Consider the following 16,255-nt stretch of genomic DNA (forward strand, 5'->3'; position numbering starts at 1 on the left):
CCCCTCAGGCGCGCCAGAAACTGACGGTGAAGACCGCGAAGACCACCAGCACCTCGAGCCGGCCGACGAACATCGCAAAGCTCAGGATCCACTTGGCGGTATCATTCAGCCCGGCGAAATTGCCCGCCGGGCCGATCTCGTCGCCCAGACCGGGGCCGATATTGGCCATGGCTGTGGCCGCCCCCGACACCGAGGTTATGAAATCAAGCCCCGTGAGCGACAGTGCCACGGCGACAAGGCCCAGCGTCAGCACGAAAAAACCGAAGAAGGAAATCACCGAATCCATCACGTCATCGGTGATCGGTGCGCCCTCGAAACGGGGAATGAAGATGCCGTTGGGGGATTGCGTCTTGCGGATCTGCGCCCGGATCGACGAGAAAAGGATCTGGTAGCGGAAGATCTTGACCGAACAGGCTGTCGACCCCGCACAGCCGCCGATCAGCCCGATGAAAAAGAACATCCCCACCAGCAGGCTGCCCCAGCCCATGTAATCGACGCTGGCATAGCCCGTGCCCGTCATGATCGAGGTGATGTTGAACAAGGCCTCGCGGAATGCCTGTTCGGGGTGATGGGGAAAAATGGTCGTCAGGATCACGGCGGTTCCCACGGCAAGCCCCATGATGATCCCTATGAACCAGCGCACCTGGCTGTCGCGCCACAACGGGCGTGCAGACCCGTTGAGCAGCTGGACATAACGCACGAAAGGCAGCGCCGCGAGCACCATGAAGACGGATGCGGCATATTCCATATTGCCCGAAAACGCCCCGAAAGAAGCGTCATAGGTGGAAAACCCGCCCGTCGATATGGTCGTGAGGGCATGCACAGTGGCATCGAAGGCATTCATCCCCATCAGCAGATAGGTGAACATGCAGGCCACGGTCAGCCCGACGTAGATGATGGATATCTGCGAGGCGATGGCGCTGGCGCGGGGCAGGATCTTGCCCATCGTCTCGAAGGCTTCGGATTTGAACACCTGCATGCCGCCCACGCGCAATTCGGGCAGAAAGACCATGGCCACGACGATGATGCCGATCCCGCCCAGCCATTGCAGGATGCCGCGCCACAGCAAAAGACCCTTGGGCAGATCGTCAAGCCCGACAAAGACGGTTGATCCGGTCGTGGTCATGCCCGACATCGCCTCGAAGAAGGCATCGACGAAACGCGCCTCTGTCGCGCCCAGCATGAAGGGAAGTGATCCGAACAACGGCAGCACCAGCCAGACGCTGCTGGTCAGGATGAAGGTTTGCTGCAGCGTCAGCCCCTCTTTCGCGCCATTGCTGCAGGCCAGCGAGATCAGGCTGCCGGTCAGAAAGGTCAGCACCGCAGCCTCGAAAAACACGGGCCAGTGTCCCCTGCCCTCGGCAAGGTCCACGGTGAGCGGCGGGATCATGGTCAGCCCGAGGGCCGCAACCAGAAGGCCGATCACATATCCGACGGGGCGCAGGTCCAACATGGCGCAAGGCTTGGCCGCAGCGCGCGACGCTGTCAAGCGTCACGCCGCCACGGCCGCGTTTCCGGTGTGGAACCTTCAGATGTAGAACATGTCGCGGAAGACATGGCGCGGGATGTCGTCGCGCGTGATGCCGATTTTCGCCAGCTCGGCGTCGGACAGGGCATTCAGGGCTTCGATCTGGTCCATGCGGGACTTGCGGTGCATGTAGGCGTTGATGCCCTGGCCCAGGTTTGCAAAGAAAGCGTCGATCCGCGCCATCAGGCGGGCGCGCGTGTCGATTGCGGTATGGTGCAGGTTGGTCGTTTGGGTAGCCATGTTAAACCTCGTTCGCGTTGGTTCGTTGTCTCCCTTGTCCATGAATTTAGGTCAGCACTGATGACTTTACCACCAACAATGCTGCAATGCGGCAATGCGCTGGACGCAAGGCCACGGTTGATCGCGGACCGGAACCGGTCGGACCAAACGCAAAAGGGCTGCCCCATCGGGCAGCCCTTTTCCAGGCAACGAAATGCGTGCAGTCGCGCCTTGCGTCACGACCACCACAAGTCGCGGAACACGTGTTGCACGATCTGGTCCCGGCGAATGCCCTTGGCCGCCAGTTGCGCATCGCTCAGGTTTTGCAGGGCTTCGATCTGGTCAATCCGGCTGCGGCGGCGGGTATAGGCGTCGAAGGCGCGGGCAAACCACGCGCGCAGGCCGATCCGGTCCATGCCATGCATAAGGGAAATATTCGTAGTGTTGCTGCTCATGTCTCTGATCCTTGTGTCTTCACTCGTGCTCGGGGTCAGGGGTCAGATAGGCAAGGTCGGCCGAGGCGACTACCGCCAATTCAGCATTGCCGCCTTGCATTTTCTGCAATGCAGCATTTTCCGGCATCGAACGGCCGCCATGAAAAGGCCGCCGCCGGGTCTTGACCGGGCGGCGGCGACGCGGGCGGGTCTTCGGGCCGGCAGGCGTACCGGCCCGATGCCTCAACCGACGTGAAACAGGGTATTGAACAGCTTTGGATCGACGCTGTCGCTGGCGAAGGTGGCACCTTCGGTCAGGATGCTGACCGCATCGTGGCTGTGCAGGCTTTCCTGATGGCTGGCGATCACACGGAAATCGCCCACACGCTCGTCCTGCTGCAGCTGCGCACAGAACAGGCGCGCCGCATCCTCGACGAAGATCGGGTTCGCCGCGTTCAGTTCGGCAAAGGCCTGTTCATCTTCGCGCTTGACCATGACCTGCGTTTCGGTCGGCACCGCGCTGCGGGCCATGTCGATCACATCCTCGAACCACAGGCAGGCGCCATCCAGCACCTCTGCCGAGATGCGCGCGACAGAGCGCTGCGAATGCGGCGTCGCCAGTTGACCGCGCGTCTGGCGGGCATGTTCGCTGAGTTCCAGCGAACAGGGGCAGGTCGAGGAATAGACGTAATCAAGATGAATGATCTTGCGGCGCACGCCCGCCTTTTCGATCAGTTCCAGCGCGATGTCGTAATACTGATAGCCTTCCAGACCCGAACGCAGCGAGGTGATCTTGACCGGATAGGAAAACCGCATCTGGATGCGCGCATCGAAACTGTCCAGATCGGTCATGTAATCCTCAAGCGCGGCCTCGATCACCTCGAAGCTGAAGGTCTTGTCCGAATGCTTGTAGAAGGACCGCATGATCCGGGACATGTTGATGCCCTTCTTGTCGGCCTCAAGGCTGACGGTGCCGGTCACGCTGGTTTCCAGCGTCAGATCGCCATTGTCGCGGGTATGAAAGCGGATCGGCAGGCGGAAATTCGAGATGCCCACATGCTGGATCTGCTGGCGCGCGCCCCGGATCAGACTGGAGGGGCCATTCTGCAGGTCAGGCAGGCTGTCCTTGTAATCCGTATCGACCTCGAACCCGTAGGGATAGGCGCGCGACAGCACGGGATAGGCCGCAGGCTCACGCCCCGGCAGAAGACGCGCAAGCGAAGGGTCAAGATCAGCGATCTCTGCCTCGGACGCGCGCGCGGCCCACTGGCGCAACCGCTCAAGCGCCTCTGCCGCGTCCTCGCGGCTGGGCTTGCGATCGAGATCGGGCGTGTGAATGTTCATGAGGGGCCCCTTCGCGTCATGATGCCATCCTAAAATAGGATGGTTGTTCCTTGATTACCACTTACGAAGATATTTACGTCGGACGCGACAGGTCGGATCATTCGACCCAGCAGAAATCGTGCAAGGCGCGCCGGTTGCGACGCGGCGACATGGATGGACAGCGCTGATCGCCGCGATACTCTGGCCGCATGATGCTTCCGTTGCTCCTTGTCCTGCTGTCCCTCTGCGGTGTTGCCGCATCCCTTTTGGTGCCAGGGGCGTCGGACTGGATCCTTCTGAGCCTGCCCAGCCTTCTGGCCAGCCTGATCCTGCTGCTCCGCGCGCGGCTTGCGCGGCCCGCGGCCCTGCCCGCGGTGATCGTGGACGGATCGAATGTCATGCATTGGCGCGACAACACCCCGCAGATCGAAACCCTGCGCGAGGTGATCGCGGCGCTGGAGCAGGCGGGCTTTGCGCCCGGCGTCGTCTTTGACGCAAATGCCGGCTACAAGCTGACGGGGCGGTATCTGCATGACGACACATTCAGCAGCGTGCTGGGCCTGCCGCGCAAGCGGGTCATCGTCGTGAACAAGGGCGAACCGGCCGATCCCTTGATCCTGACCGCCGCCCGCGATCACGGCGCGCGGATCGTCACCAATGACCGCTTCCGCGACTGGGTCGGGCAATTTCCCGATGTCACGCAAGCCGACAGCCTGATCAAAGGCGGCTACCGGGACGGCAAGCTCTGGCTGGACATCTGAGTCGGCAGCCTCAGGCCTGGTCCAGCGCGGCCAGGATATCGGCCACCAGATCGCGCGCATCCTCCAGCCCCAGGCTCAGGCGCACCAGACCGGGCGTGATGCCAAGATGCTGTTTCTGCGCGGCCGGCAGGCGCTGATGCGTGGTCGTCGCGGGATGAGTCGCAATGGATTTCGCATCGCCCAGGTTGTTCGAGATGATGACGATCTGCAGCGCGTTCAGGAAGCGGAACGCCGCCTCCTGCCCGCCTTTCAGGTCCAGCGCGATCACCGTGCCGCCGCTGTCCGTCTGCTCCATCGCCAGGGCATGCTGGGCATGGCCGGGCAGACCCGGATAGATCACGCGCGCCAGCTTGGGATGATCCTGCAGCGCCTCGGCCACGGTCAGGGCGGTCTGGGCCTGGGCGCGCACGCGCAGGTCCATGGTTTCCAGACCCTTGAGCATGATCCAGGCGGTGAAGGGGCTCATCGCGCCGCCAGTATGTTTCATGTAGGGTTCGACCGTGCCGCGGATATAGTCGCAGCTGCCCAGGATCACGCCGCCCAGCGCGCGGCCCTGCCCGTCGATATGCTTGGTCGCCGAATAGATCACCACATCGGCGCCCTGCTGCATCGCACGCGAGAACACGGGCGTTGAAAAGACATTATCGACCACGACCGTCGCACCCACCGCATGGGCGATTTCCGCAACCGCCGCGATATCGATCACCTCGAGCGTGGGGTTCGAGATCGATTCGAAGAAGGCCACCCTGGTGCCGGGGCGCATCGCGGCGCGCCACTGGTCCAGATCGGTACCATCGACCAGCGTCACCTCAACCCCGTAGCGGGTCAGGATTTCCTCGAGGATGTAAAGGCAGGAACCGAACAGCGCCCTTGCGGCCACCACGTGATCGCCCGCACGCAGCATCGCGGTCAGCGCGCCCGAAACGGCCGCCATGCCCGATGCCGTGGCAAAGGCATCCTCGGCCCCTTCCATCGCGGCGATCCGATCCTCGAACATGGCCACGGTCGGGTTGCCGTAGCGGGCATAGATGAACTCGTCCGGCCCCGCCTTGAGAAACCGTGCCTCGGCCTGTTCGGCGCTGTCATAGACGAAGCCCTGCGTCAGAAAGATCGCCTCGGATACCTCGTTGTACTGTGACCGGCGGATCCCGCCATGCACCAAGGTGGTCCGCTTGTTCCAGTCCTTGCTCATCCTGCTCTCCATGGGGCCCTCGGGCCCGAATAAAAAAACCCCCGTCGCGGTCAAGCGAAAGGGGGTTCCCTCATCCTGACCTCTTTAGCGGTGTGTTTAACGTGGCCCGCAATCCGGTAACAAATCGCCACAAGCGCCTGATACGCCCGTCACAGCGCATCGTCAACTGGCCGCAACGGGCCTTTGGCTTGCGTTACCCCTCCGTCACGTTGGCTTCATCCGCTGGTCACACCCCCATTCTACCAAGGCAGCACAAGATCTTGTGGGGACGGCGCGATGCCACTGCTGCAAATCAACGCGCCCGGATCGGGCGCCCCGAACAGCCCCATCGACCTGGGCGCCGCGGCAGGGCCGCTGGCCGCGGGCAGCGGGCCGATCGTGATCATGGTGCATGGCTACAGATTCGCCCCCGGCCGGGGCGAGGATTGCCCCCATCGCCATATCCTGTCGCTCGCCCCATCGGTACGCGATCCCAGGGCGGTCAGCTGGCCGCGCGGTCTTGGCCTTGCACCGGGTCAGCCGATCCGCGCCATCGCCTTCGGCTGGCAGGGGATGGGTCCGGTGCGGCGCGCCTGGGACAATGCCGCAGGGGCCGGTCAGGTGCTGGCGGGGCTGATCGCGGCGCTGCACCGGATCGCCCCGCACCGCCCCGTTCAGGCGATGGCACATTCCATGGGCGCGCGCGTCATCCTGTCAGCACTGGAGACGCTGCGCGGCCCCGGTCTTGCGCGGGCCCTGCTGATGAACCCCGCCGCCTACCAGAGCCAGGCGCGCCGGGCGCTTGCACCGCTCAATGGCGGCAACACCGAGGTGATCAGCGTCACATCCGGCGAAAACGATCTTTTCGACCTCATTCTGGAAAGGCTGGTCCCTGCGCCCTGCCGCGGCGACCGCAGCCTCGGGGCGGGTCTTCCCGGTCAGGACAGGTTCGTGACCCTGCGGCTTGACGATCCGCACGCCCTGGCGGCGCTCGCGCGGCTGGGCCATGACATCGCACCGCCCGCGGCGCGCATCTGTCACTGGTCGCCCTACCTGCGTCCCGGCGTCTTCGGTCTTTATCGCGCCCTGCTGTGGTCGCCGGAGCGGCTGCCGCTGGACCTGCTGCGCAGCAAGCTTCCGCAGGATCAGCCGCCGCGCTGGTCGCGCCTCTGGCCGGTCATGCCGCGCGGCGCGCGCCTGCGCCGCCCCCTGCCCGCCCGCGACACCGGCGGCATCCCCGCCTGATGGCGCCCTCTGCCGTTTCTTCTTGCCTCAAATATCCGCGCGGCAGGCACCCGCCCTCAAGACCCGGCGCGACGCCTGTTCAGCTGTCGCCACCGGCCTCGTCATCGGATTTGGTGCCATAGGTCTCGAACAGCTTTCCTTGCGTGATGAAGAAGGCAAAGATCGCCGCGGTCAGGCCGAAGGTCTTGAAATAGACCCAGGTCTCGGTGGTCATCGTGCGCCAGACAGCCTCGTTCAGCACCGCAAGGCCAAAGAAGAACAGCGCCAGCCGCCGGGTCAGGATCATCCAGCCTTCATGCGCCAGCGGCATCATCTCTTCCATCACGTGCTTGAGGTAGGATTGCCCGCGCAGCAGCCCGAAGCCCAGGATGCCGCCGAAGACCAGGTAGATGATCGTGGGCTTCATCTTGAAGAAGCGGTCATCGTTCAGCCAGACCGACAACCCGCCAAAGACCACCACCAGCACCAGCGTCATCACCTGCATCTTCGACAGCTTGCCCGTCAGCTTCCACAGCAGGCCCGTGGACAGGATCATCAGCGGAATGAAGCCCGCTGTCACCAGGATGAAGCCACCGTACTCGGTGCCACCGATGGTGAAGATCCGGTCCTTGAGCCAGAGGTACGCCACGAAAAAGGCGATGACCGGGCCCAGTTCCAGCGCGGTCTTGGTCATGGGGTTGATGTCCTTGTCAGCCATCTCCGGGCCTCCTAGCCTCCGAATTGCACGATTACCGCGCCCAGCGCGATCAGGCACATCAGCGCGATGCGCCGCGGGCCCACGGTTTCCTTCAGCACAAGCCAGCCGATCAGCGCGGCAAAGACCGTCGAGGTCTCGCGCAGAACGGCCGCCTCGCCGACCTTGTCCAGTCGCGTCGCCAGCATGATCGACCCGAAGCTGAAAAAGGCGATGATCGCCCCTACCAGCCCGCGTTTCATCAAGGGCGCCACGGGCGGGCGCAGCTGCATCGACATGGCGCGCCAGCGCAGGCTTGCCACGACCGGCATGACCAGCCCGTCGATCATGAAGAACCACATCAGGAAGGTGAAGGGGTCTGCCGTCGCGCGAATGCCGTAGGCGTCATATGTGGTGTAAAGCGCCACGAACAAGCCCGTGACCACCGCAAGCCCCAGCGCCATGTTCAGCGTGTCGCGGTTCAGCGTCACATGGATCAGGTTGTAGACCGCCAGCCCGAAGATGCCCGTCAGCAGCACCAGAACACCCATCCACTGGGTCAGGGTAAAGACCTCGCCGAAGATCAGCCAGGCCCCGATCACCGCGAACAGCGGCCCCGTGCCCCGCACCACCGGATAGACAACCGTATAGGCGCCGCGCGTATAGGCCATGGCCTGCAGCACCTTGTAGGCGGTGTGGATGACGAAGGCGCCCGCAAAGATCGGCCACATGTGCGGTTCGGGAAAGGGCACCACGAAAAAGGCGAAGGGGGCCGCGATCACCGCATAGTTGATGTCGATCGCCCCGCGCATCAGCCATGGATCGTGCCGGCCCTTCTGCATCGCGCCGAAAATGGCGTGCAGGATCGCGGCCAGCAGCGCCAGCAGCATCGCCGCGTGGCTGCCCGCCGGAGTCCCCTCCAGCGAGACAAGCCAGGCGCTCATGCGCGCAGCCGTCCGGGGCTGCGCCCAAGGCTTTCGTCATGCAGTTCGCGGGCGCGGCGCGAGATGTCGATCTCGTCGCCCTCGCGCCCGATCACGATGTCGCCGCCCTCGGCAGCGAAGGCGTATTCGTCGATCAATTCCTGCTCCAGCGTGTCCAGCACGAAACGGTTGCGATGTTCGGGCAGAAGGCACAGATCGAAGATCCGCGGCGCCGCGTCCAGATGCGCATCCCAGATCAGCCGACCAAAGCCCACGACCTGCCCATCGTTCAGAACCACGCATTCGCTCATGACAAGGCGGTCATCGGGCCAATCCTCGACCTCGTCGGCGGCGCGCAGGCGCGCGGTGTCGATCACCGTCTCGAGGGCGGTGATATCCGGCTGGAAATCGGTCGTGCGTCGTATCTCAAGCATCAGCGCCAATTCTCAAGCATCCAGACCCGTCAGCGCGCGCGCGAAATCCTGCGGATCGAAGGGGGCCAGATCGTCGATCTGCTCGCCCACGCCGATGGCATGGATCGGCAGGCCGAACTTGTCCGCCAGCGCCACCAGCACGCCGCCCTTGGCGGTCCCGTCCAGCTTGGTCATCACAAGGCCGGACACATCGGCCAGCTTGCGGAAGATCTCGACCTGGCTCAGCGCGTTCTGGCCCGTGGTCGCATCCAGCACCAGCAGCGTGTTATGCGGCGCTGTCGGATCCTTCTTGCGGATCACGCGCACGATCTTGGAGAGTTCCTCCATCAGGTCGGCGCGGTTCTGCAAGCGCCCTGCGGTGTCGATCAGCAGCAGGTCCGCGCCCTCGGCCTCGGCCCTTGACATGGCATCAAAAGCAAGGCTGGCAGGGTCCGAGCCTTCGGGGGCGGTCAGCACAGGCACGCCCGCGCGGTCACCCCAGACCTGCAGCTGTTCGACGGCCGCGGCGCGGAACGTGTCACCCGCCGCGATGATCACGGATTTTCCGGCGGCGCGGAACTGGCTGGCCAGCTTGCCGATGGTCGTGGTCTTGCCAGACCCGTTCACGCCCACCACCAGCACCACCTGCGGCGTCTTGGTATAGATCGGCATGGGGCGGGCCACGGGTTCCATGATGCGCGCGATCTCGTCGGCCAGCGCGCGCTTGATGTCGGTGACGGACAGCTTGCGGCCATATCGCCCTTCGGCCAGGTTCGCGGTCACGCGCAGCGCGGTATCCACACCCATGTCCGAGCCGATCAGCAACTCCTCCAGCTGTTCCAGCATGGCATCGTCCAGCACGCGCCTGACGACCGGACCGGCAGGCTGCGCGGGGGCCTTGGCGACGGCTGCCGCCTCGGGCGCCGCAGGGGCCGCGGACCGGCCCAGCAGGCGGCCCAGAAGCCCGATCTTCGCAGTCCCGGCGGTTGCGGCCGCCGTGGCCGAGCCAAGCGGGATTTCAGCGGGATTGCCGACGGGAATTTCCATCGGCGCAGGTTCCGGCAGGCTGTCGCCCTGTGGCTGCGGTGCCTCAAGGGGCCAGTCGCGCGGCATTTCCTCGGGCTGATCGCCGGGCAATTCCTCGGGCAGTTCCTCGGGTTCGTCCGGCAGCTCTTCCGGCTCCTCGGGTTCCTGCGGCTCCTCGGGATGCGGCGCGGGCGCGGGTTCCGGCTCGACCGGTTCCTCGGGCGCGGGCTCAGGCTCGGGCGCGGGCTCAGGTTCAGGCTCGGGCGCGGGTTCAGGCTCGGGCGTCTGCGCCTGCAGGCGCGGATCCTCCTCGGTCTCCGGCGCCCCCCCCTGCGCGACGATCTCGTCCAGCCCCTTGTCCAGACGGGACGAGGAAGTGAACAGTCGCTGCTTGAGTTTGCCGAAGAATGACATGCCTGCCTCCGGGGATGTTTGCTTTCACCTAGACCCTCTTGGCGGGTTTTGAAAGCCCCCGGGGGCAAGTTCTGCACCTGCGCAGGACTGTCCGGGCCTGGGGGAATTCCGCTGACGCCCCGATCCGCGACGGTTTGATCACTGGCCAAATCAGGGCGCGGCAGGGCAAACTGTCAGCATGATACGATTGCACATGCCCCGTTTCCTGTTCGGCCTTCTGGCCCTTCTGCTGTCGCTGGCCGCCGCGCCCCTGCGGGCGCAATCCGGCCCGCCGATGACGGGCGCGGAATTCGATGCCTATACGCTGGGGCAGACCTTCACCTATGGCACCGGCCTCGTTCCCTATGGCGCCGAGGAATACATGGACAATCGCCGAGTGCGCTGGTCCTTTCTGGACGGGCGCTGCCAGGAGGGGGAATGGTACGAGGACAATGGCATGATCTGCTTTGTCTATGACGACAATCCCGATCCGCAATGCTGGAGTTTCTATCGCACCCCCGGCGGCATCGTCGCCCGGTTCGAGGACGACCCGACCCAGACCACGCTGTACGAGATCACGCGCAGCCCCGAACCGATGATGTGCCTCGGCCCCGAGGTGGGGACGTGACAGCCTGCGCCGGCATGCTATCTATCTGTCGCTGATACCCTTCGGATCCCGTGCCATGTTCCTGTTCCAGTTCGCCACGCTTGCCCCCCTTGCCCTGCTTATCGCGGGCAGTCTTGCGGGCGGGTGGTGGATCGCGGGGGCGGTGGCGATGATCACCCTGTTCACCTGGGCCGCCGATCACCTGATGCGCCGGGCCGCAGCTGCGACGCAAAGCGCGGATGAATTTCCCACGGGCGACGCGCTGGCGGTTGCCTTGGCGTTGATCCTGCTGGCGGGGCTGGCGCTGGCGGTGCGGGCCTTCGGGCAGGACGGGTTTTCAACGCCCGAACGGGCGGGGCTGCTGATCGGCTGGGGTCTGGCCTTCGGGCAGATCGGGCATCCGGTCGCGCATGAGCTGATCCATCGCCGCCCGGCCTGGATGCGGGGGCTGGGGCGCGCGGTCTACTCGGCGGTGCTGATGGGGCATCACGCCTCAAGCCATCTTCGGGTGCATCATGTGCATGTGGGCACGCCGGACGATCCGGCCTCGGCCCCTGTCGGCATGGGGTTCTGGCGCTATGCGGCGCGGGCCTGGGGCGGATCGCTCGTGGCGGGGCTGCGGGCGGAATCAGCGTTGCGGGCAAGAGCGGCCGTGCCTGCGCCGGGCTGGACGCATCCTTATGTGGGGTACACGGCGGGGGCGGTGCTGGCCCTAGGTTTGGCCTTTTCCCTGGCGGGCATCGCCGGGATGGCCGCCCTGATCGGGATCGCGGCCTATGCGCAGTTGCAGATCCTGCTGTCGGATTACATCCAGCATTACGGGTTGCGCCGCAGCCATCTGCCCGGTGGGCGGCTGGAACCCGTGGGCGCGCGGCATTCGTGGAACGCGCCGCAGGCCTGGTCCAGCGCGATGATGCTGAACGCGCCGCGCCATTCGGACCATCACGCGCAGCCGTCCCGCCCCTATCCCGCGCTGCGCTTGGACCCGGACATGCCCATGCTGCCGCGCGCGGTGCCGGTCATGGCCGTGGCGGCGCTGATCCCGCCCTTGTGGCGGCGCATGATGGACCGGCGCGCGAAGGCCTGGTCCTCGGATTAAAGCAGGCTGCCCTGTTCCGGCGGGGTTTGGGGTTTGCCGCCCGGTTTCGGCGCGGGCTTGGCCCCCACGGCCAGCCGCCCGTCGGCGAACTGGATTTCCAGCGCGCGGGCCTTTGCGGCCTGCGCCCTGGTCGTCAGCACCTCGCCCGCCTCGTCGCGCACAACGGCGTAACCGCGCCCCAGCGTGGCCTCGTATCCCAGTGTCAGGCGCAGGCGGTCCAGATCAAGCGTGCGCTGGCGCCATGTCCTGACCTGCCGCTGCCCGGCATCCGACAGGCGGCGCGACAGGCCGGCAAGGTCGCGATTCTTGCGCTCCAGATCGGCGCGGAAGCGATCGAGGCTCAGGCGGTCCGAGGCCACGGCCAGATTGCGCCGCTCGGTCTGGATCGCGCGGCGCAAAAGCGCGGGTCGCAGCGCGCCCGCATGATCGGACAGCGCCACGCGGCGCAACTGAACCGCGCGGATCAGGGCGGCGGGCAGACGGTCCGACAGCATGTCCAGCCGCTGGCGCGGGCCGTCAAGCAGCGTGTCGGCCCGTGGCAGGGCGCGGGACAGGTCGCGCAGGCGTTGCGCGCGTAGGGTTACGCCGGAGGTCAGCGCACGGGTCAGACGGCCCGACTGACCATCGACCCAAGCCAACAGGTCAAGGCGCACGGGCACCGCCATTTCCGCCGCCGCCGTGGGCGTGGGCGCGCGTTTGTCGGCGGCAAAATCGATCAGGGTCGTGTCGGTCTCATGCCCCACGGCGGAAATCAGCGGGATACGGGATGCTGCGGCAGCGCGCACCACGATTTCCTCGTTGAAGCCCCAGAGGTCCTCAAGCGAACCGCCACCCCGCGCCACGATGATCAGGTCCGGGCGCGGCATAGCGCCGCCCGGTGTCAGGGCATTGAAACCATGGATGGCCCGCGCCACCTCGGGGGCGCAATTGGCGCCCTGCACTGCCACCGGCCAGATCAGCACCTTGCGCGGGAACCGGTCCCGCAGGCGGTGCAGGATGTCGCGGATCACGGCCCCCGTGGGGGATGTGACGACGCCGATGATCTCGGGCAGATAGGGAATCGGCTGCTTGCGGGCCTCGTCGAACAGACCTTCGGCGGCCAGGGCGCGGCGGCGCTTGTCCAGCATCGCCATCAGGGCACCCGCGCCTGCGGGTTCGATATCCTCGATGATCAGCTGGTATTTCGATTGCCCGCCGAAGGTGGTGATGCGGCCGGTGGCGATCACCTCCATCCCTTCCTCGGGCTGGGTGGTCAGACGGGCGGCGACACCTTTCCAGATCACGGCGGCCAGGACCGATCGGTCATCCTTGAGGTCCAGATAGACATGCCCCGAACGCGGCATGGTCACGCGGCCCAGCTCGCCCCGGATGCGGACATGGGAAAACTCGCCCTCCAGCACGCGCTTCACCGCGCCCGAAATCTCGGAGACGGTATATTCGGGGTTGTTCTGCCCGCCCTGCGGCGCGGGGGCGTCATCGTCAAGAAGATCGGACATGCGGGCGGGCCTTCTGTCTGGCGTGTCACAGTCTTGTTTCTGCGGTTGAGGCACCTTAAAGCGGTCACCGACGAAGGCCAAGCGGGAGAGCGCCATGAATATCCTGATCCTCGGCAGCGGCGGGCGCGAACATGCGCTGGCCTGGGCGGTGATGCAGAACCCCAAATGCGACAAGCTGATCGTGGCACCGGGCAATGCGGGCATCGCGCAGATCGCGGAATGCGCGACGCTTGATGTGCTGAATGGCGCGGCCGTGGTGAATTTCTGCGACGAGAACGCGATTGATTTCATCATCGTGGGGCCCGAGGCCCCCCTGGCCGCAGGCATCAGCGACCGGCTGCGCGAGGCGGGGTTCAACGTCTTCGGCCCGTCGAAGGCCGCCGCACAGTTGGAGGCGTCCAAGGCCTTCACCAAGGAGATTTGCGCCGCCTGCGATGCCCCCACGGCTGGCTATGGCCATTTCACCGATGCGGATGCGGCGCTCGCGCATATCAAGGCCCATGGCGCCCCCATCGTGGTCAAGGCCGATGGTCTGGCGGCCGGCAAGGGCGTGATCGTGGCGATGACCGAGGCCGAGGCCTTGGCCGCCGTTGACGACATGTTCGGCGGCGAGTTCGGGGCCGCAGGCGCCGAGGTAGTGATCGAGGAATTCATGGAGGGCGAGGAGGCCTCGTTCTTCGTGCTTTGCGATGGCAAGGATGTGCTGGCCATCGGCACCGCGCAGGATCACAAGCGCGTGGGCGAAGGCGACACCGGGCCCAATACCGGCGGCATGGGTGCCTATTCGCCCGCGCCCGTGCTGTCCGATGCGGTCGCAAGCCTGGCGATGGAGCAGATCGTCAAGCCCTGCATGGATGAAATGGCGCGGCGCGGCATGCCCTATCAGGGCGTGCTCTATGCCGGGTTGATGATCAAGGACGGCCAGCCACGGCTTGTGGAATACAACGTGCGCTTCGGCGATCCCGAATGCCAGGTGCTGATGATGCGGCTGGGCGCACAGGCGCTGGACCTCATGCTGGCCTGCGCCGAGGGGCGGCTGGCGGATGCACAGGTGCATTGGGCCGATGATCATGCGCTGACCGTGGTGATGGCCGCCAATGGCTATCCGGGCGACTACGCCAAGGGCAGCGTGATCGGCGGGCTGGACGCCCTGCCCGAGGACAGTTTCAACATGTGTTTCCACGCAGGCACCGCGCTGCAGGATGGCAAGATCGTGGCCAGCGGTGGCCGCGTGCTGAACGTGACCGCGCGCGGTGCGTCGCTGGCCGAGGCGCAATCCCGCGCCTATGCGATGGTGGACCGGATCGACTGGCCCGGCGGGTTCTGCCGCCGCGACATCGGCTGGCGCGCGCTGTGAGGAAAAACCGCCGCCGCGCCCACAGGGTCAAGCCCGCGCTGATCAAGGCGCCGCTGACCTATGCGCTGGAGGATGGCGTGCTGATCTGCGAGGACGCATCGGGCCGCGCCCTCTGGCGGATCGCGCTGTCCGATGTGCAGTCGGCCCATTGGACGGCATCGCGCGCCGGACAAAGCCTGACCCGCGTCCTGCGCCTGCGTGATGGCACCCAAAGCTGCGCGATCCGGCAGCACCTCTACCGCCGGGCGCTGGTGGGGGGGCCGGATGACATGGCGTTTCGGGCCACCATAGTCGATGTCTTGCGCGCACTGATGGCCGTGCAACCGGAGCTTGAGGTCGACACCGGCCCGTCCACGACCACGTCCGCGCTGCTGCGTCTGGCCGGTCATGTGCTGCTGGCAGGCGCCTGCGCCGCCCCGGTCTATGCGGTGGCGACGGGCCAGTCACTTATCGCCGTTGCCAACTGGGCCGTGCCCGTGGCGCTGATCGGGTTGCTGGGGCTGGCCCTGCGGCGCACCCATGCGCCCGGCCGCCAGCGTCCGCGTCTGGCGCTGGCCCAACTGATCGCCGAGATGGATCAGGCCTAGGGTCCCCGGATGGCGCGGGACGACAGGGGGGCGCGGGATGCGCCCCGCCAGATCAGATCTGCTTTTCCGGCATCTGCACGACCAGGCCGTCCAGCGCATCGGTGACCTTGATCTGGCAGGTCAGGCGCGAGCGGGCGGTGTCGGGCTGATAGGCGAAATCCAGCATGTCCTCTTCCATGTCATCCTTGGCGGGCAGTTTTTCGACCCAGTCGGGATGGATGTACACATGGCAGGTCGAGCAGGCGCAGGCGCCGCCGCAATCGGCTTCGATGCCGGGGATGTTGTTGTCGCGCGCGCCTTCCATCACGGTCAGGCCGTTGGGCACGTCCACCACATGTTCGGTTCCGTTATGCTCGATATAGGTGATTTTCGCCATGTCTGTGCAGACTCCGGTTGGTATCCAGTTCCCCTCTACCTAGACAAGCATCGCAGGGCGTTCCAGCCCCTTTTGTCCGGTTTTCCGCGCTGCTCTGCGACAGAAAGCGCGGATTGGCGATCCCGGCTTGCGGCAGATCGCAAATGTTCCTATATTGTTCTCATGTCCGCCCCCGCCAATCCCGCCGTGTCGCGCCCCGCGCCCGCCTGCACCCCGGCGGCAATGCTGGGCCGTGTCAGCACCGGCCACCGCGTCACGGTGGCGGGGCTGGTGATCCTGCGCCAACGGCCCGGCACGGCAAAGGGCGTGATCTTCCTGACGCTGGAGGACGAGACAGGCGTGATCAACGTCATCGTCTGGCGCAAGCTTTACGAACAGTTCCGCCGCGCCATCATCGCCGGCCGCCTGCTGCGCGTCACGGGCCGGTTGCAGCATGAGGGCGGCGTGACCCACCTGATCGCCGAACATATCGAGGACATATCCCCGATGCTGGACCTGCTGTTGCAGCAGGAAGGCGCGGGCGGCTGATCCGCGCCAAGGCGCTATGCGCCCTGCCCAAAACCCGCTAGTCTGCGCCCGAACCGGATGACGCCGGAATGACAGCCCGGGCAAAACCCGGGTCCA

18 protein-coding genes and 1 riboswitch are annotated in these 16,255 nt (G+C 65.6%); of the genes, 7 read left to right on the forward strand and 11 right to left on the reverse strand.

Translation table 11 applies throughout. The annotated features are described in order from the left end of the window. Nucleotides 1–4: 4 nt before the first annotated feature. The 4 genes from ACMUJL_RS03765 to folE2 form a co-directional block, all read right to left on the reverse strand. Nucleotides 5–1,453: a TrkH family potassium uptake protein gene (locus ACMUJL_RS03765; RefSeq protein ID WP_068290705.1), complete on the reverse strand. Its 1,449-nt coding sequence runs from the start codon at nucleotides 1,451–1,453 to the stop codon at nucleotides 5–7. A 75-nt stretch (nucleotides 1,454–1,528) separates the two neighbouring features. Further along, entirely contained in the window at nucleotides 1,529–1,768 is a 240-nt protein-coding gene (locus tag ACMUJL_RS03770) for a DUF1127 domain-containing protein (RefSeq protein ID WP_068290706.1), read from the reverse strand. 215 nt (nucleotides 1,769–1,983) lie between these two features. Continuing rightward, entirely contained in the window at nucleotides 1,984–2,202 is a 219-nt protein-coding gene (locus ACMUJL_RS03775) for a hypothetical protein (RefSeq protein ID WP_375570344.1), read from the reverse strand. A gap of 222 nt (nucleotides 2,203–2,424) precedes the next feature. After that, the gene (folE2, locus tag ACMUJL_RS03780; protein WP_375570342.1) at nucleotides 2,425–3,525 is read right to left on the reverse strand and encodes a GTP cyclohydrolase FolE2; all 1,101 of its coding nucleotides are present in this window, start codon (nucleotides 3,523–3,525) and stop codon (nucleotides 2,425–2,427) included. A gap of 188 nt (nucleotides 3,526–3,713) precedes the next feature. On the opposite strand from folE2, the gene ACMUJL_RS03785 reads away from it, so the two are divergent. Further along, entirely contained in the window at nucleotides 3,714–4,265 is a 552-nt protein-coding gene (locus ACMUJL_RS03785; protein WP_375570340.1) for an NYN domain-containing protein, read from the forward strand. 10 nt (nucleotides 4,266–4,275) lie between these two features. Here the strand turns inward: ACMUJL_RS03785 and metZ are convergent, their stop codons facing one another. Continuing rightward, on the reverse strand, nucleotides 4,276–5,457 hold the full coding sequence (metZ, locus tag ACMUJL_RS03790) for an O-succinylhomoserine sulfhydrylase (protein ID WP_068290714.1): 1,182 nt from the start codon (nucleotides 5,455–5,457) through the stop codon (nucleotides 4,276–4,278). 63 nt (nucleotides 5,458–5,520) lie between these two features. Further along, a riboswitch (SAM riboswitch) is annotated at nucleotides 5,521–5,598 on the reverse strand. Nucleotides 5,599–5,733: 135 nt separating this feature from the next. Between metZ and ACMUJL_RS03795 the strand changes: the two genes are divergently transcribed. Continuing rightward, on the forward strand, nucleotides 5,734–6,681 hold the full coding sequence (locus ACMUJL_RS03795) for a hypothetical protein (protein ID WP_375570338.1): 948 nt from the start codon (nucleotides 5,734–5,736) through the stop codon (nucleotides 6,679–6,681). Between the two features lie 79 nt (nucleotides 6,682–6,760). Here ACMUJL_RS03795 and ACMUJL_RS03800 read toward each other — a convergent pair whose 3' ends face one another. From ACMUJL_RS03800 to ftsY, 4 genes are read right to left on the reverse strand one after another with little or no spacing between them, the layout of a single operon-like run. Further along, nucleotides 6,761–7,378: an inner membrane-spanning protein YciB gene (locus ACMUJL_RS03800; protein WP_068290717.1), complete on the reverse strand. Its 618-nt coding sequence runs from the start codon at nucleotides 7,376–7,378 to the stop codon at nucleotides 6,761–6,763. A gap of 11 nt (nucleotides 7,379–7,389) precedes the next feature. After that, complete coding sequence (locus ACMUJL_RS03805) at nucleotides 7,390–8,298, reverse strand: EamA family transporter (RefSeq protein WP_068290719.1); 909 nt, start codon at nucleotides 8,296–8,298, stop codon at nucleotides 7,390–7,392. After that, nucleotides 8,295–8,711: a GNAT family N-acetyltransferase gene (locus ACMUJL_RS03810; RefSeq protein WP_138176876.1), complete on the reverse strand. Its 417-nt coding sequence runs from the start codon at nucleotides 8,709–8,711 to the stop codon at nucleotides 8,295–8,297. The genes ACMUJL_RS03805 and ACMUJL_RS03810 overlap by 4 nt, the downstream gene beginning before the upstream one ends. 12 nt (nucleotides 8,712–8,723) lie before the next feature. Then, complete coding sequence (ftsY, locus tag ACMUJL_RS03815; RefSeq protein ID WP_375570335.1) at nucleotides 8,724–10,130, reverse strand: signal recognition particle-docking protein FtsY; 1,407 nt, start codon at nucleotides 10,128–10,130, stop codon at nucleotides 8,724–8,726. A 193-nt stretch (nucleotides 10,131–10,323) separates the two neighbouring features. On the opposite strand from ftsY, the gene ACMUJL_RS03820 reads away from it, so the two are divergent. Beyond that, nucleotides 10,324–10,737: a hypothetical protein gene (locus ACMUJL_RS03820; RefSeq protein WP_068290724.1), complete on the forward strand. Its 414-nt coding sequence runs from the start codon at nucleotides 10,324–10,326 to the stop codon at nucleotides 10,735–10,737. Between the two features lie 55 nt (nucleotides 10,738–10,792). Continuing rightward, on the forward strand, nucleotides 10,793–11,815 hold the full coding sequence (locus ACMUJL_RS03825) for an alkane 1-monooxygenase (protein WP_375570331.1): 1,023 nt from the start codon (nucleotides 10,793–10,795) through the stop codon (nucleotides 11,813–11,815). Here ACMUJL_RS03825 and xseA read toward each other — a convergent pair. Next, nucleotides 11,812–13,311: an exodeoxyribonuclease VII large subunit gene (xseA, locus tag ACMUJL_RS03830; protein WP_416914131.1), complete on the reverse strand. Its 1,500-nt coding sequence runs from the start codon at nucleotides 13,309–13,311 to the stop codon at nucleotides 11,812–11,814. The genes ACMUJL_RS03825 and xseA overlap by 4 nt on opposite strands. Before the next feature lie 94 nt (nucleotides 13,312–13,405). Between xseA and purD the strand changes: the two genes are divergently transcribed. Together purD and ACMUJL_RS03840 are read left to right on the forward strand one after the other, a co-directional pair. Beyond that, nucleotides 13,406–14,668 (forward strand): phosphoribosylamine--glycine ligase, encoded by a 1,263-nt coding sequence (gene purD / locus ACMUJL_RS03835; protein ID WP_416914132.1) that lies wholly within the window; start codon nucleotides 13,406–13,408, stop codon nucleotides 14,666–14,668. Then, the gene (locus ACMUJL_RS03840; protein WP_375570325.1) at nucleotides 14,665–15,255 is read left to right on the forward strand and encodes a hypothetical protein; all 591 of its coding nucleotides are present in this window, start codon (nucleotides 14,665–14,667) and stop codon (nucleotides 15,253–15,255) included. Before purD ends, ACMUJL_RS03840 begins: the two co-directional genes overlap by 4 nt. Nucleotides 15,256–15,307: 52 nt before the next feature. Here ACMUJL_RS03840 and ACMUJL_RS03845 read toward each other — a convergent pair whose 3' ends face one another. After that, on the reverse strand, nucleotides 15,308–15,631 hold the full coding sequence (locus ACMUJL_RS03845) for a 2Fe-2S iron-sulfur cluster-binding protein (RefSeq protein ID WP_068290732.1): 324 nt from the start codon (nucleotides 15,629–15,631) through the stop codon (nucleotides 15,308–15,310). Between the two features lie 162 nt (nucleotides 15,632–15,793). Here ACMUJL_RS03845 and ACMUJL_RS03850 point away from each other — a divergent pair, with 162 nt between their 5' ends. Then, nucleotides 15,794–16,159, forward strand: a complete 366-nt coding sequence (locus ACMUJL_RS03850) for an OB-fold nucleic acid binding domain-containing protein (protein ID WP_068290734.1) — start codon at nucleotides 15,794–15,796, stop codon at nucleotides 16,157–16,159. Nucleotides 16,160–16,255 lie beyond the last annotated feature (96 nt).

It is taken from the genome of Seohaeicola sp., from assembly GCF_048006315.1.
GTDB lineage: Bacteria > Pseudomonadota > Alphaproteobacteria > Rhodobacterales > Rhodobacteraceae > Seohaeicola.